Raw genomic sequence first — 15,175 nt, 5'->3', positions numbered from 1 at the left:
TCACGCTTTATGACACTAGATACTTACCACGTCGACAAAGAATTAAGTTGGCTATCTTTTAACGAACGCGTCCTCCAAGAAGCCGCCGATAAGAGCGTCCCCATTATCGAACGTGTTCGTTTTTTGGGGATTTTCTCCTCCAACCTTGATGAGTTTTATCAAGTGCGTTTCGCGGACGTTAAACGCCGTATCATCATTGACGAAGAGCGTGGAGTCGATAGTCATGCCAAAGAACTTTTAAGTAAAATTCAAGCGAAAGTCGTCAAACTAAACCAAGATTTCGACCATCTCTACAACGATATCTTGCTAGAGATGGCACGCCGCAATATCTTTCTCGTTAACGAACGTCAGCTCACCGATAACCAATCCCAATGGCTAAAGCGCTATTTTCGTAGCAATATTCTGCCCTACATTACGCCTATTATGCTGACCAAAGACGTCGATGTATTGAGCTTTCTGAAAGATGCCTACTCGTACCTCGCCGTACAGCTTAAAAAAGAAGGGGAAGAGCCCAAGTATGCGTTGATTGAGATCCCAACAGATGATCTTGACCGTTTTATTAAAGTCCCTGAGCCCAAGGGTAAACGGCAGCGCAAAACCATCATCTTGCTCGACAACATCATTCGACTATGTCTTGACCAAATTTTCAGCGGCTTCTTCGACTACGACACGGTCGATGCCTATGCCATGAAAATGACCCGAGATGCAGAGTACGATCTTACTAATGAGGTAGAGCACAGCCTGCTCGAGAACATGTCGGAAAGCTTGGACCAACGCCTCACCGCTCTCCCGGTGCGCTTTGTCTACCAACGGGATATGCCGCCGGAAATGGTGAGTAAACTCATCCAAGTGCTGAAAATTTCTGATTATGACAGCGTCCTACCCGGTGCGCGTTATCATAACTTTCGTGACTTTATCGGCTTTCCTAACGTCGGGCGAAAATATCTGGAAAACCCACCACTGCCGCCATTCGAATCGGCCGATTTTCAATTACATAACAATGCTTTCGATGCCATTCGTGAGCGCGACATCCTGCTTTACTATCCGTACCACACCTTCCGCCATATGACGGAGCTGGTTCGCCAGGCTTCTTTTGATCCGTCCGTGCGCAGCATTCGCATTAACGTATACCGAGTGGCAAAGAACTCGCGGATCATTAACTCCATGATTGATGCGGCCAATAACGGCAAGCGCGTGACCGTGGTGGTCGAGCTACAAGCCCGTTTTGATGAAGAAGCCAATATCGAATGGTCGCGCGTGCTCACCGATGCGGGCGTCAAGGTCGTGTTTGGTACTCCAGGGCTTAAAATTCACTCCAAGCTTTGCCTGATCTCACGGCGAGAAAATGGCGAATTACGTGATTATGGCCACATTGGCACCGGTAACTTCCACGAAAAAACGGCCCGTATTTATACCGACTTTGCACTCTTTACCGCCGATCAGCAGATCACGTCTGAAATTCGTAAGGTCTTCGAGTTTATCGAAAACCCTTATCGTCCGGTCAAGTTCAATCATTTGATCGTGTCACCACGTAACTCTCGACGCCGCATTCAAAAGCTGATTGAGCGCGAAATCGAACACGCGAAAGCCAAGCGTAAGGCCGGGATCACCTTAAAAGTGAATAATCTGGTCGATAAAAGCCTGGTCAATCTACTTTACCGGGCCAGCAGCGAAGGGGTGAAAATTCGCATGATTGTACGCGGCATGTGCTCTTTAGTGCCGGGCGTGAAAGGCGTGAGTCAAAATATCAAGGCGATCAGTATCGTCGATAGGTTTTTAGAACACCCGCGTGTATTTGCGTTTGAAAATGGTGGGGAGCGTGATGTCTATATCTCTTCCGCCGACTGGATGACCCGCAATATCGATAACCGTATCGAAGTCGGTGCGCCCATCCGCGATCCGCGTTTAAAAGAACGTATCATGGACATCCTTGAGATCCAATTTTCCGATCGGACCAAGGCGCGTATCATCGACAAGGAGATGTCGAATACCTATGTTAAACGAGGGAACAAGAAAAAAATTCGCTCGCAAATCGAAACTTACGATTTCCTCAAGCAGTTAGAGAGACAGGAACTCAAACACGCGGAAAAGTTGCAGCATGACACACCCCAAAGCAAGTAATGATAAGCCGAGAGAGATTGCGGCCGTCGATCTTGGCTCTAATAGCTTTCATATGGTGGTTGCCCGCGTGGTCGGGCAAGGCCTACAAATTATCAGTCGTCACAAGCAGCGGGTGCGATTAGCCGCAGGATTGGATAAAAAGCAGCGCCTAAGCGACGAGGCCATTCAACGTGGTGTCGACTGTTTAGCCATGTTTGCCGAACGCCTCAATGGCATCGAGATAGACAACGTTCGGATCGCAGCAACCCATACCTTACGCCAAGCCAAAAACGCACATGAATTTATTGAACGGGCGAATCAAGTCTTCCCTTACCCGATTGAAATTATTGCGGGTGAAGAAGAAGCACGCCTGATTTATCTGGGGGTCTCTCACACCCAGCAAAATCTGGGTCGCCGTTTAGTCATTGATATCGGTGGAGGCTCAACCGAGCTGGTGATTGGTGAAGACTTTCAGCCCCTGCTCGTTAATAGCAAACGCATGGGGTGTGTCAGCTATAACGAACGCTTTTTCCCACAAGGCGCGCTGAGTGAAAAGCAATTTCTCGCAGCCCAAACGGCTACCCAACAAAAATTGGAAAGTCTGGCGAGTCAATATCGCAAAGCAGGATGGCAAGTCGCGTTAGGCGCATCGGGCACCATTAAAGCCATTCGCGAGGTGGTGATTGGGTTGGGCGATGAGGATGGCATTATCACGCGCAAGCGCTTGGATAATGTGATTGAAAAGCTATTAAAGTTCAAACACAGTGACAGCATCGATTTACCGGGATTGACCGAAGACAGGCAGCCGGTCTTTGCCGCTGGGGTGGCGATTTTATCCGGTGTTCTCGACGCGCTCAAAATTGATGAATTGCGCTTCTCAGATGGTGCCCTGCGTGAGGGCTTACTGTATGAGATGGAAGAGCGCTTCCAACGCACCGACATCCGTGGCCGAACTACAGATGATATGGCCGCACGCTACAATGTCGACCTTGCCCATGCACGGCGAGTCCAGCAAACCGCCGCCCACTTCTACGCACAAGCGGAGCCCGAACAAGGCAGTAAAAAAGCGGAATTGGCTGGATTACTCAATTGGGCCGCTTTATTGCACGAAGTGGGGTTAAGCATTGGTTATCCGGGCTATCACAAACATTCAGCATATATTCTCAGCAATACTAACCTACCCGGGTTTAACCAAGAGCAACAAACCGTCTTGGCAACCCTTGCGCGCTTTCATCGTAAAGCGTTAAAGCTGGGAGAAATGCCCAAATTCACCTTGTTTAAACCCAAACTGATCGAAACGCTTATCTGCGCACTGCGGCTCGCCTGTGTGTTGCACTCACAGCGCAATGACGAAGCTCTCCCCGAGATTACGGTGACTATCGATAAAAACGGCGGTTGGCAGCTGCAGTTTCCCAAAGGCTGGCTGGATGATAATCGCTTACTTGCGGCCGACCTGACCGCAGAGCAAGACTACTGGAAAGCGGCGGGTTGGTCGCTTTGTTTTAGCGACTAATCCAATCCAAGTGCATGGCGCTGCGCATGCACCACTTGCGCCGGGAGGGGAATATATCCTTCTCGGCTTACTTCCTTTTGCCCTTGTGCAGAGAGGATATACCCCATAAACGCCGCCTCAAGCGGAGCTAGCGGCGCGTTGGGTGCTTTATTGATATAGAGGTATAAATACCGTGTAAGTGGGTACTCACCATCGCGAATTGACTGCTGAGTCGGCAGAACAGCAGGCTTACCGGGATGACCGACGGCGAGCATTTTCGCCCCCGACGCTTGGTGACCCATCCCCGCGTATCCAATCGCATTTAATGAGGAGGCCACAGATTGCACCACAGATGCCGATCCCGGTTGCTCGTTGACATTGGCGCGAAAGTCACCACGACACAATGCCGCCTGTTTAAAGTAGCCATAGGTACCGGATACCGAGTTACGCCCAAATAATTGTAGATCGCGATGTTGCCAACGTCCGGTAAGTCCTAACTGCCCCCAGCGAGTAATAGACTCACTCGCCCCACACCAGAGCGTTCGCGAAAAGATAGCATCCAGCTGATTGAAGCTAATTCTCTGTAGTGGGTTATCTTGGTGGACATAAACCGCCATGGCATCAATCGCCACCGGCACAGCGGTGGGTGGATAACCGAATCGCGCTTGGAACGCATTTTCTTCACTGACCCGCATCGGACGGCTCATTGGGCCAAGTTGTGCTGTACCTTCCACCAGCGCGGGGGCCGCCGAGGCAGAGCCGGGGGTTTGCAGCTGAACATTTACCCCCGGGTACAAACGCTTAAACCCGTCGGACCACGCCGCCATCATGTTGCCTAAAGTATCGGAACCTACGGAATTTAAGTTCCCCGAAACGCCGCTGATACGCTGATATTCAGGCAGCATTGGCTGGGTCGTATGGCTCTGGGCCAGTGCGCTCCAAAGAAGGCTGACACAGAGTATGCCCCACCTTAACATGCCAATCGCTCCGGCAGCGTAAATGCAAAGGTACTGCCCATCCCTACCTCACTTTGGATCTCGAGCTCCGCATCATGATGGCTCAGGGCGTGCTTGACGATTGCCAAACCCAGACCGCTGCCACCGGTTTCACGAGAGCGTGCCTTATCGACACGATAAAAGCGTTCAGTCAAGCGATCGAGGTGTTGCGGAGGAATGCCTTCGCCGCTGTCAGTGACCTCTAAACGCGGACCTTTGTCGGTGCGATACCATTTGACGGAAATCGCCGCCTGAGCTGGGGTATGCTTCACCGCGTTATAGACTAAATTGGAAATCGCGCTGCGGAGTTGGTCGTCATTGCCTTTTACTTTTAGGCTCTTATCAACATCAAACGTCAGCACATGCTCACGATCACCACTCAAGGTTTGCGCCTCTTTTTGCAACACATCCAGCATCGCTGGCACATCAACATCGTGATCTAATTCTGGTTTTGCGGCCGCCTCAATTTTGGATAACGTCAGGAGCTGCTCAACCAGTGATTCCATGCGCGATAGCTGTTCAGTCATAACACCATGCGCTTTCGGCCACATCGGCCCTATCACCATGTCAGGATCTTCTGTCATCTCGAGATAACCGCGCAACACCGTCATTGGCGTACGCAGTTCATGTGAGACATTGGCGAAGAAGTTGCGTCGCATTCCTTCCAGCTGTTTGAGTTGGGTGATATCACGTACCACCATCAAGAACTCTCCCTCGGCATAGGGCATGGTACGAAATTCTAAGGTGCGCGCACTGTTGATGTGGGAGCGCATTTCTAACGGTATATCGTAATTTGCCTCGGCGATGTAGCTGACAAACTCGGGCGCGCGAATAAGATTGCTGATATGTTGGCCATTATCATCTGGCATTCTCAAGCCAAGGAGTTCTTGTGCCAGCTTGTTACACCACACAATCGAGCCATCACTTTCAAAGACTACCACCGCATCGGGCAAGGATTCGGCCCCGTTGCGGAAACGACGGATCAGGTTTGCTAACTCTTTGCGACGGCGGCGATTACGTTTTTGAAGCCGATAAATGCCATTAAACAATGGCTCCCAGGAGCCTGTGCCTGAAGGCGGGGTCAGGCTTTTATCTTTCCATAGCCAGTCGGACAGTTTGATTTGTTGATGCAGATGCCAAAGCAACATGGCAACCGTTGCACCCAATAGCAACCAAGGCAGGCCACCGAACAGCCAGCCAATAATAAACCAAGGCAAATAAAAAAAAGCCAGCTCCCAAGCTAGCTTCTTCCAAGACAGTCGTTCGACCATTTACTCTCCATCCACCCCAACGTATGTGGAGCGCTTTCTATCTTTTTAGTTGCGTGTCGAGAAGCGATATCCTGCGCCACGTACGGTTTGCACTAACTTATCATGGCCACCCGCTTCAAGCGCTTTGCGCAAACGCCGGATATGCACATCAACGGTACGATCTTCAACATACACATTGGTACCCCAAACGTTATTCAAAAGCTGCTCACGGCTGTAGACACGCTCTTGGTGCGTCATAAAAAAGTGCAACATTTTAAATTCGGTTGGCCCCATATCGAGCGGTTCATCATTGGCCGTCACACGGTGCGAGACAGGGTCTAACTTGAGGCCTTGTACATCAATCACATCGTCCAGTGTGGTCGGTGATACGCGACGCATCACCGCTTTTAAGCGTGCCATGAGCTCTTTCGGTGAGAAAGGTTTGGTGATGTAATCATCCGCGCCAACTTCTAGGCCTCGGACTTTATCTTCCTCTTCCCCACGCGCGGTCAGCATCACTACAGGAATTTGTCGGGTCAATTCGTCGCGCTTGAGGTGCTTGATCAAGTTAATCCCCGATCCGCCCGGTAACATCCAATCCATGAGGATCATTTCCGGATAAGGCTCGCAAATTTGCGCCAGCGCTGAGTCGTAGTCTTCGGCCTCTACCGTTTGGTAGCCTTTTTGCTCCAGCACAAAGCACAGCATCTCTCGGATCGGCGCTTCGTCCTCAACAACTAGAATCCTTCTAACCATGATAATTACCTAGTGTTATCATTTAACTGGCGCCATTATGTGGATTTATTATGACATTTTTGTGACCCAGCGCGAGCAAATTCCCCGCACTTTGTGCATGCTGTGACCTAGCCAACACCTTGTTGTGTGACCAACACGCGACTTGCACCTCCGCCCTGACTGTCTACGCGAACTTGGGCACCAATCCGCTCGACTAAAGTACTCACATGAGAGATCACACCAATTTGGCGTCCATCCGCTTGCAGGGTATCGAGACACGACAGTGCCATCTCAAGGCTGTCGGGGTCCAAGGTGCCAAAGCCTTCATCGATAAACAGCGATCCTAACTGACGGGTATCTGCCGCTAATGAGGCGAGCGCCAGTGCCAGCGACAAAGAAACCAAGAAACTCTCTCCTCCAGAGAGGGATTCCACGCTGCGCACTTCATCTCCCATATCATGATCCACCACCTGCAATGCTAACAAACTGTCGGGTACGGTTTGCAGCGCGTAGCGAGGAGAAAGCGAAGCAAGGTGCTCGTTGGCAATCTCCACCAGCTGGGCGAGTGTGAGTGATTGGGCAAGGTTACGAAATTTGGCACCGCTGGCCGAGCCAATTAAATCGGCCAGTTTTAGCCATTGTTCCGTTTTACTACGTTGGGTATCGATTTTGTCCGTTAAACTCCCCGCTTGCTGACGTGCCTGCTCGGCTTGCGTCAGCCGATGACGAATATCGAACACACGCTGTTCAGCCTGCTCTTGCGCGTGTTGCCACTCGGCTTGCTGCGTCTCCAAGACTGTCTCGTCATCTGTCAGCGCTTGCTCATCAAACCACGCTTTGGCGGTCGCAATGGCCTGATGACAATGGTTTAGCTGCTGTTCACGTTCTTCAAAGCGTGTTTTCGCTTCCTGATAGCGCGCCTCAATCTGGTTTAAAGCTTGGCGTTCATCCGCCCGCCAAGCCTCGCTCAATGACAAATGCGCCATCAAAGTATACTGACTCATTCCCAGCGCAGGTTGCCACTGGATCCAACGCCTAACGGCGGTACGATAGTGCTGGTTAGCATCTTGCCGTTGCTGCTGTAAGGTTTGCTGGCGGGCTTGCAAGCCGGCGCGTTGCTCACTGGCTTGCGTATACGCCTTTTCCGCCTCAGCTCGACGCTGGCGCTGCGCGTCTATGCGTGACTTGTACTCAGTTTCTAAGCTCGCAAGATCCTGATCCCCCACCAGCGCCTGTCGCGCCGCCATACGCTGCTGATGTTGTTGCGCCAAGTTCACCAACTGCGTCTGACGTGACTGAATGGCATCCGACAAGCTCTGACACTGCTGTGTGAGCGTGGCAAGCTCGGTGTCGGTACGCTGCTTTTCTGCCGCCATCCCCTCACGCTCCGCTTGCAAAGCGCGGTATTGCTGGATTTTTTGCTCCATTTGGCGAATGTAACGCGCGGATCCCACTTGTTGTAAGCTCGCCTGCCATTGGCCTTTGCCTAGCTGTTTATCGAGTGCTTCGCAGCGACTATCACGCTGAGCTTGTTGCTGGTGCCATTGTTCGTCGATGGCGGTAAGGCGTGTTTCACATTCGGTTAGCGCTTGGTCTAAGTGATGACGACGGGCAACAAGCTGCTCTCGAGCTTGTTGCAACTCACTGAGTGCCGCATCAATCTGCTGAATATGGGCAAGCTGTTGCTGACGTTCGGTCATGGCTTGATAACAAGCCACATAGTCCGCTTGCGTCTGTTGGGCTCGAGCTTCAATATCGATGAGTGCATCGCGCAGTGGCGTCTGACTGTCGATGTCACTATCCAATTCAGCAATAGCGACACGTAGCCCTTTTTCGTACTGATCACGCTCCGCTTGCCACACTTGCCCTTGCTCACGCAATTCAGCACATGCGTGTTCACTTTGTTGATGTTGCTTTTGCCAGTAGTAGTATTCTGCCTGGCTTTGATTGAGTGTCGCTTGCAGCTCAGCGAGACGCGTTTGCTGCTGATCAATCAAACTTTCCACAACGGGCGCATGGTGTAAGTAAGGATGCTCAGTCGCCCCACAAAGCGGGCAAGGGTCTCCCTCGTTAAGCGCTTGACGCAAGTCTTCCAACTCCATCACGGCCATCGCTTGCTGCAAACTGTGGTGTGCTTCGTCAACCTGTGCTTGTTGGCGCGTTACCGTGTCTTTCAAACGCGCTAGGTGGGTTTGGCTATCGCGGAAAATGGCATCAAACTTTTCGAATTCCGTCTGATTATGGCGGCAGCGTTCGTCCCAGTATTGCCAGTTATGCGCCTCATTTAAGACCGCCTCTTGTAAACGGCGGGTAGACTGTAATTGGCTGTAGCGCGCTTGATCGGTCTCTTGCTCCGCAATCAAACGCTCAGGTTCCGCAGCCGCGCGTTTTGTTTTTAACTGGTCACTGCTGGCATCCACTTGCGCAATATCCTGCTCAAGCTTATCGCGCTGAGGACGCCATTGCTGGGCTTGCTGCTGTCGCTGTCTGTGCTCATCACTCAGTGCGGCTAGCGCATCTTGGCAATCTAGAAATTGCTTGAGGTTGTCAAACACCGGCTGATAGTGCTCAGCCACGTGACCGAAATCGCCAAACGCTGCCAGTTGCTCAGCAATGATCGTTTCACGATGCACCAAATGCTGTGCATGGGCACGGGTTTGTTCAAGGGTCTGTTGCGCTTGACGCCATTTTTGCTGTTCTTCATTGAGGGTAATGTTTTGCTCGCGCATTTGCTCATCAAGACTGGCTAATTGGGTCTCAATTTGCTGAGCCTCACGCACCTTCGGCTCCATATCAGCCCACGCTTGCTCGGCGTCGGTCAATGCGCGATTGGCTTCTCGCCAACGATCCGCTTGTCGCTCATAGTCGGCTGCAACAGCCTGTTCATCACGGGCTAACGCAGCAAGATCTTCCCCCAAAGATAGGGACTGCCACTGGTGACGCTGCAGCGCATTGAGATCCTCTCGCGCCGCTTGGGCACGTTCAATCTGCGCCAATGTCTCTCGACGTGCTTCCACACCCGCTTTTTCTTGTTCCGCCTCATCCAGTGCCACTTGCGCGTCATCAAGCGCTTGTTGCGCCTGCGCTAAGTGGGTGTGTTGCTGGCGATAGTCGTTCAGCATTTTGAGCTGGTGTTGATGATGCTTGACCGTCTGTTGGCATTGGGCTTGCTCATCCACCAATTGCTGCTCTTCATCTTCGCTCAGTAGCTGAATGTCACCGAGCTGTTGCATGAGCTGATCCAGTGCTTGTTTTTCATCACGGGCACGCTCATGGGCCATTTGGGATAAACGGCTGTAAATTTCGGTACCAGTCATCCGCTCCAGCAGTGCAGCGCGGTCATCTGCTGACGCTTTCAAAAAAGCCGCGAAATCTCCTTGAGGGAGCATCACCGCTCGACGGAACTGTTCATAGCTAAGCCCGACCAGACGCTCAATTTCACTGAGCACTTCCTGTTTCTTTCCTGCAAAACGTTGGCCGGTGGTGAGGTTTTCGAGCCAATGCTCACTGGCTTGGATCCGACCGTCGGCTTTTCCTCGCGCGCGACGTACCGACCAATGGGCACGCCAGCGACTGCCGTCATGGGCAAAGAAGTCGACTTCTGCGTACCCTTCACCTTTTCCTCGCGACAAAATACTGCGCACATCGTTGGCTTTGACTCGGGTTGCAGGATCGCCGAGACCAATATCTGCATCGTTCTTTTTGTTGGCTTGAAAGCGCGGGATTTTGTCGTATAACGCAAGACAGATAGCATCTAACAACGTGGATTTACCGGCGCCCGTTTTGCCAGTGATCGCAAACAAACCGCTATCACCCAAAGGGCCCTTCGAAAAGTCCAACTCAAACGGGTGTTGAATACTGGCCAGGTTCTCGCCACGTAATGCCAGAATTTTCATCGTTTATTGGTCCTCATCCTGTTCCAGTTGTTCAAGCAAATGTGAAAAAGTCGCTGCGATAGCCGGATCCGGCTCACCTTGATATTTTTGCTGCCAGCCGTGTCGGAAAACTTGAAACGGCTCAACATCAGACAAGCGCTGCTCACGAAATTGGCGCTCGTGGGTGCGGTCACGATAGTGCGGCGTTATTTTCGCCAAACGGATAGGCTGTCCCTCTAGCGCCACGAGGATCTTCTCACGCAACATCGGTTGCGGGGCATCCAATAGAACAGGCACCTCCAATAACGGCTGCATATCCAGCGATAGTGGGGAAAGGGTCATCGCCTGCAGCGCTTCTATCACTTCATCAAGCGGAGCAGGCTTGTCAGGCACACGCAATAGGTCGACCCGTCGCGGCACTTCAAGAGAGCGAATATCGGCAAGCTGCTCCCCCTCTAAAGTGACAGCGAGCACTTGATGACGATAGTGTCGCTCTGACAGAGACAGCGGGATCGGCGAACCACAATAGCGAATTCGGTCTTGCTTCGCGACCCGCTGGGCAAGGTGCAAATGTCCCAGTGCCACATAGGCAACATCCTTGGCAAAAATATCAGCTGGCAGCGCATGCTGGTTGCCGCCGAGAATGCGTCGCTCAGACATTTCTGATAGCTGCCCACTCGCCATATAAACATGCCCCATCGCAATCAGCGCTTGGCTCCCCGTGCATTTGGCGCGCGCCGCTTGTTCTGTTTGCTGATAAATCTGTCGCACCCCTTCGATGAGACGATCATCGTATTCCCCCAATCCTTCCGTGCGTAAATCACTGCTACGTAAGAAAGGTACAGCCATCACCCAAGCGGCGGTTTGCCCCTCTTTGTCCGTCACTGGCACCATCATACGCTCGGTATCTAAACTGCCATCGCTGTGCCGTGAGATAGCACCAATTAAGTGTAAATCAAAGGCTTTGAGTAGCTCGTGTGGCGCATCGAGTTTGCTAGGTGAGTCATGGTTCCCACCGGTAATAATCACATTCAGTTGGGGCAACGCCTTCGCGACATCCGCTAAGAAGCGGTATAGCATACGCCAAGCGCTCGCAGGCGGATTGGCACTATCGAAGATGTCTCCGGCAACCAACAAGGCATCCGCCTCTTCATCTATCAATTGCTGCTGTAGCCAATCAAGAAACGCCTGGTGCTCTTGCTGACGATCATAGCCATGCAATTGGTGGCCAAGATGCCAATCTGAGGTATGAATGATTTTTAACACTGCTGGGGTTATCCGTTGGTTGAAAAAAGACGAGGTCATAGACACTCGCCAATGTCGCGAGCCGGGTAAAATTCTACGCTAATTGCAGCGACATTCGAGTATGAATGCAATACCATGTTGGCTTTCTCACAACTGGATGGATAAAGCCTCGCCATGATTTGGTTTAAGAACTTACTCGTCTACCGCCTCACCCGCGACATTCCTCTCGATCCCGAACAGCTCGAAAGCCAACTCAAAGAGTTCGATTTTACCCCTTGCGGCAGCCAGGACATGCAGAAATTCGGCTGGGACAAAGCATTGGGTAAGCACGGCGACATGCTGACCCATGTCAGCGGTGGCAATATTTTGATCCGGGCACGCAAAGAAGAAAAGCTGCTCCCTGCCTCTGTGATCAAAGATGCGCTAGAAGAAAAAGTTGATGCTATGGAGCAAGCCCAAGGCCAGCGTTTGAAAAAACGTGAGAAAGATAGCCTAAAAGATGATGTTGTCATGGAGTTGCTCCCGCGCGCTTTTACCCGCCAAAGCCAAATGTGCGCCCTTCTCATGCCGGCAAAAGGGCTGGTTCTGGTCGATGCGGCCAGTATTAAAAAAGCCGAAGAGCTACTTGCCTTACTCCGTAAATCTATCGGCAGCTTACCGGTTGTGCCCGTCGAAACCCAAACACCGGTGGAACATGCCATGACAGAATGGGTTAAACAAGGCAGCGCGCCTCAGGGCTTCCACCTTGGTGATGAGGCTGAACTCAAAGCACTGCTTGAAGAAGGTGGGGTGATTAAATGCAAACAGCAAGATCTCACCAGTGAAGAAATTCACGCCCACCTCGATGCCGACAAACAAGTCACCAAACTCGCCATGGACTGGCAAGAACAAATCCATTTTGTGTTGGGCGATGATCTCAGCCTTAAGCGCCTGAAGTTTTCGGAAGAGTTACGCGATCAAAACGCGGATATCGACCGCGAAGATATCGCGGCCCGACTGGATGCTGATTTATCGTTGATGTGCGGTGAGCTCGACGTATTGCTTGATGGATTATTCACGACCCTCGGCGGTTTACAAACCGATTAGTCACTCGAGTGAGCCTTTGTATACTGATGCAACTGGCTTAATCCACACAAAGACTAGGTAATTCCTGCTGGTAGTGTGGGCACTGTCACAGTAAAATAGCGCCCACACTCACCTTCACGATGAAGGTGCCTGACTTACACTCAGACTTTAGCTAGGAATTATGTTTACTCCAGAACTACTCTCACCCGCCGGTAGCCTTAAAAACATGCGCTACGCATTCGCCTATGGGGCTGATGCCGTTTACGCCGGACAACCGCGTTACAGCTTACGTGTGCGCAATAACGAATTTAACCACGAGAACTTGAAAATCGGGATCGATGAAGCCCACGCACAGGGCAAAAAGTTCTATGTGGTCTGTAACATTCAACCGCACAACGCCAAGCTCAAAACCTTTATCCGCGATTTGCAACCTATCATCGATATGGGTCCTGATGCACTGATCATGTCAGACCCAGGCCTTATCATGATGGTGCGTGAGCATTTCCCCGATATGGCAATTCACTTGTCGGTACAAGCCAACGCGGTGAACTGGGCGACGGTGAAGTTCTGGTATTCGCAAGGCGTTGAACGCGTCATCCTTTCACGTGAGCTGTCGCTTGAAGAGATCGAAGAGATCCGCAAACAATGCCCAGAGATGGAGCTTGAAGTATTTGTGCACGGCGCTCTGTGTATGGCTTACTCGGGTCGTTGTCTGCTCTCCGGCTACATCAACAAGCGCGACCCTAACCAAGGCACCTGCACCAATGCGTGCCGCTGGGACTATAAGGTTCACGAAGCCAAAGAAGACGATGCCGGCCAAGTGGTACAAGTACAGGAAGTCACACCAACATTGGGTGAAGGCCAGCCTGTCGACGATGTCGTTTTGCTTGAAGAAGGCCGTCGCCCCGGTGAATTAATGGCCGCTTATGAAGATGAGCACGGCACTTACATTATGAACTCAAAAGACCTCCGTGCCATTCAGCACGTTGAACGCTTGACCCAAATGGGTGTTCACTCGCTGAAAATCGAAGGTCGGACGAAGTCCTTCTACTACTGTGCTCGAACAGCCCAAGTTTATCGTCAGGCGATTGATGATGCTGTTGCCGGTAAGCCTTTCGATGAAAGCCTCATGAGCACACTGGAAAACCTCGCGCACCGCGGTTATACCGAAGGCTTCTTACGTCGCCATACACACGATAGCTACCAAAACTATGATTACGGCTATTCGGTCTCTGACCAACAGCAATTTGTCGGTGAATTTACCGGTAAACGCCGTGGCGATTTAGCGGAAGTTGCCGTGAAGAACAAGTTTGTTTTAGGTGATAGCCTTGAGCTCATGACGCCGAAGGGTAACGTCCACTTCACTCTTGAAGTCATGGAAAACCGCAAATCAGAGTCTATCGACGATGCCAAAGGTAATGGTCACTTTGTGTTTATTCCTGTGCCAGAAGATATGGATTTGGAATACGCACTACTGATGCGTAACCTACAATCAGGTCAAGATACGCGTAATCCATCAGGAAAGTAGTATGGCATTACTCATCACGGATAAATGCATAAACTGCGATATGTGTGAGCCCGAGTGTCCCAATGGGGCTATCTCGATGGGGTCCGAGATCTTTGAGATCGAGCCAGATTTATGCACCGAGTGTAAAGGCCATTACGACAAGCCAACGTGCCAGTCAGTCTGCCCGATCTCCAAATGCATTATCACCGATCCCGATAATGTCGAGACAGAGGATCAGCTCCTAGAAAAATTTGTGGTCATCCAAGGGATGGCCTAAACCATTCAAAGCGCCGCAAGGCGCTTTTTTTATATCTGTATCACCCAAAATAGTAAACTAATGCTACGTGCTTTACAGTCATGCATGACAGCCCAGAGTAACGAAGGTACATTGAGACACTCAGGCTCACACATATCGCAGTTTATGCATTCATAAAGTCATGACTAAGCAAGCGTTAGTAAAAACCTATAGTGAGGAAAGAGAGTGAAGCACTCCACTCCGTGCACTTCTCAAACATGAATAAGCTCTTGATTTAGGGACGCCTTAAACGCAAAAACCCCAGCATTTCAGCTAGGGTTTCTAAGTAGTGGCGGAGTGGACGGGACTCGAACCCGCGACCCCCGGCGTGACAGGCCGGTATTCTAACCAACTGAACTACCACTCCGCAACAATTCTGTATGACTAAAGACTTATATCTCTTGGCTTTAATCAATTGTAATCAAAGCCTGGCGATGTCCTACTCTCACATGGGGAGACCCCACACTACCATCGGCGCTGCTTCGTTTCACTACTGAGTTCGGCATGGAGTCAGGTGGGTCCAAAGCGCTATGGTCGCCAAGCAAAATTTTGTAATCTAGAAAGCTGTTTGTTCTCGCCACAATCAACTGGCTTATTTTAAGTCCAACCCAAAACC

General features: G+C 51.2%; 10 protein-coding genes, 1 tRNA gene and 1 rRNA gene. 5 read left to right on the top strand and 7 right to left on the bottom strand.

Features of this window, described 5'->3' with window-relative positions:
• The first annotated feature begins 9 nt into the window (after positions 1 to 9).
• Complete coding sequence (gene ppk1, locus BZG84_RS08250) at positions 10 to 2,121, top strand: polyphosphate kinase 1 (RefSeq protein ID WP_077478893.1); 2,112 nt, start codon at positions 10 to 12, stop codon at positions 2,119 to 2,121.
• Positions 2,099 to 3,613 carry an exopolyphosphatase gene (gene ppx / locus BZG84_RS08245; protein WP_077478892.1) on the top strand — a complete coding sequence of 505 codons (1,515 nt, stop codon included), beginning with the start codon at positions 2,099 to 2,101 and terminating at the stop codon, positions 3,611 to 3,613. Before ppk1 ends, ppx begins: the two co-directional genes overlap by 23 nt.
• Here the strand turns inward: ppx and BZG84_RS08240 are convergent.
• The 5 genes from BZG84_RS08240 to BZG84_RS08220 all read right to left on the bottom strand — a co-directional run bounded on the left by BZG84_RS08240 (position 3,610) and on the right by BZG84_RS08220 (position 11,752).
• Positions 3,610 to 4,569 carry a PstS family phosphate ABC transporter substrate-binding protein gene (locus BZG84_RS08240; protein WP_077678132.1) on the bottom strand — a complete coding sequence of 320 codons (960 nt, stop codon included), beginning with the start codon at positions 4,567 to 4,569 and terminating at the stop codon, positions 3,610 to 3,612. The genes ppx and BZG84_RS08240 overlap by 4 nt on opposite strands.
• Positions 4,563 to 5,858, bottom strand: coding sequence for a phosphate regulon sensor histidine kinase PhoR (gene phoR, locus BZG84_RS08235; protein WP_077481289.1), 1,296 nt, complete (start codon positions 5,856 to 5,858; stop codon positions 4,563 to 4,565). The genes BZG84_RS08240 and phoR overlap by 7 nt, the downstream gene beginning before the upstream one ends.
• 45 nt (positions 5,859 to 5,903) lie before the next feature.
• A complete protein-coding gene (phoB, locus tag BZG84_RS08230) occupies positions 5,904 to 6,593 on the bottom strand; it encodes a phosphate regulon transcriptional regulator PhoB (protein ID WP_069590589.1) in 690 nt (229 codons plus the stop codon).
• Between the two features lie 107 nt (positions 6,594 to 6,700).
• A complete protein-coding gene (locus BZG84_RS08225) occupies positions 6,701 to 10,468 on the bottom strand; it encodes an AAA family ATPase (protein ID WP_077481287.1) in 3,768 nt (1,255 codons plus the stop codon).
• Positions 10,469 to 10,471: 3 nt separating this feature from the next.
• A complete protein-coding gene (locus BZG84_RS08220; protein ID WP_077481285.1) occupies positions 10,472 to 11,752 on the bottom strand; it encodes an exonuclease SbcCD subunit D C-terminal domain-containing protein in 1,281 nt (426 codons plus the stop codon).
• Between the two features lie 117 nt (positions 11,753 to 11,869).
• Here BZG84_RS08220 and rdgC point away from each other — a divergent pair, with 117 nt between their 5' ends.
• The 3 genes from rdgC (at position 11,870) to BZG84_RS08205 (ending at position 14,541) form a co-directional block, all read left to right on the top strand.
• The gene (gene rdgC, locus BZG84_RS08215; protein WP_198536719.1) at positions 11,870 to 12,778 is read left to right on the top strand and encodes a recombination-associated protein RdgC; all 909 of its coding nucleotides are present in this window, start codon (positions 11,870 to 11,872) and stop codon (positions 12,776 to 12,778) included.
• 160 nt (positions 12,779 to 12,938) lie between these two features.
• The gene (gene trhP / locus BZG84_RS08210; protein WP_069590581.1) at positions 12,939 to 14,285 is read left to right on the top strand and encodes a prephenate-dependent tRNA uridine(34) hydroxylase TrhP; all 1,347 of its coding nucleotides are present in this window, start codon (positions 12,939 to 12,941) and stop codon (positions 14,283 to 14,285) included.
• Between the two features lies 1 nt (position 14,286).
• The gene (locus BZG84_RS08205) at positions 14,287 to 14,541 is read left to right on the top strand and encodes a YfhL family 4Fe-4S dicluster ferredoxin (RefSeq protein WP_021022889.1); all 255 of its coding nucleotides are present in this window, start codon (positions 14,287 to 14,289) and stop codon (positions 14,539 to 14,541) included.
• 308 nt (positions 14,542 to 14,849) lie between these two features.
• On the opposite strand, the gene BZG84_RS08200 is transcribed toward BZG84_RS08205, so the two are convergent.
• Positions 14,850 to 14,926 (bottom strand) — tRNA-Asp (locus BZG84_RS08200).
• A gap of 59 nt (positions 14,927 to 14,985) precedes the next feature.
• Positions 14,986 to 15,101, bottom strand: a 5S ribosomal RNA gene (rrf, locus tag BZG84_RS08195).
• Positions 15,102 to 15,175: the final 74 nt, after the last annotated feature.

This window comes from Salinivibrio sp. PR932, assembly GCF_001996125.1.
GTDB classification, from domain to species: domain Bacteria; phylum Pseudomonadota; class Gammaproteobacteria; order Enterobacterales; family Vibrionaceae; genus Salinivibrio; species Salinivibrio proteolyticus.
Note: the sequence above shows the minus strand (reverse complement) of the source record. Positions and strands in the feature narration are given on the sequence as shown.

What these genes read in the sequence shown, in the direction of transcription:
- ppk1 (WP_077478893.1), top strand. Translation starts at nt 10, where the DNA reads ATGACACTAGATACTTACCACGTCGACAAAGAATTAAGTTGGCTATCT.
- ppx (WP_077478892.1), top strand. Translation starts at nt 2,099, where the DNA reads ATGACACACCCCAAAGCAAGTAATGATAAGCCGAGAGAGATTGCGGCC.
- BZG84_RS08240 (WP_077678132.1), bottom strand. Translation starts at nt 4,569, where the DNA reads ATGTTAAGGTGGGGCATACTCTGTGTCAGCCTTCTTTGGAGCGCACTG.
- phoR (WP_077481289.1), bottom strand. Translation starts at nt 5,858, where the DNA reads ATGGTCGAACGACTGTCTTGGAAGAAGCTAGCTTGGGAGCTGGCTTTT.
- phoB (WP_069590589.1), bottom strand. Translation starts at nt 6,593, where the DNA reads ATGGTTAGAAGGATTCTAGTTGTTGAGGACGAAGCGCCGATCCGAGAG.
- BZG84_RS08225 (WP_077481287.1), bottom strand. Translation starts at nt 10,468, where the DNA reads ATGAAAATTCTGGCATTACGTGGCGAGAACCTGGCCAGTATTCAACAC.
- BZG84_RS08220 (WP_077481285.1), bottom strand. Translation starts at nt 11,752, where the DNA reads ATGACCTCGTCTTTTTTCAACCAACGGATAACCCCAGCAGTGTTAAAA.
- trhP (WP_069590581.1), top strand. Translation starts at nt 12,939, where the DNA reads ATGTTTACTCCAGAACTACTCTCACCCGCCGGTAGCCTTAAAAACATG.
- BZG84_RS08205 (WP_021022889.1), top strand. Translation starts at nt 14,287, where the DNA reads ATGGCATTACTCATCACGGATAAATGCATAAACTGCGATATGTGTGAG.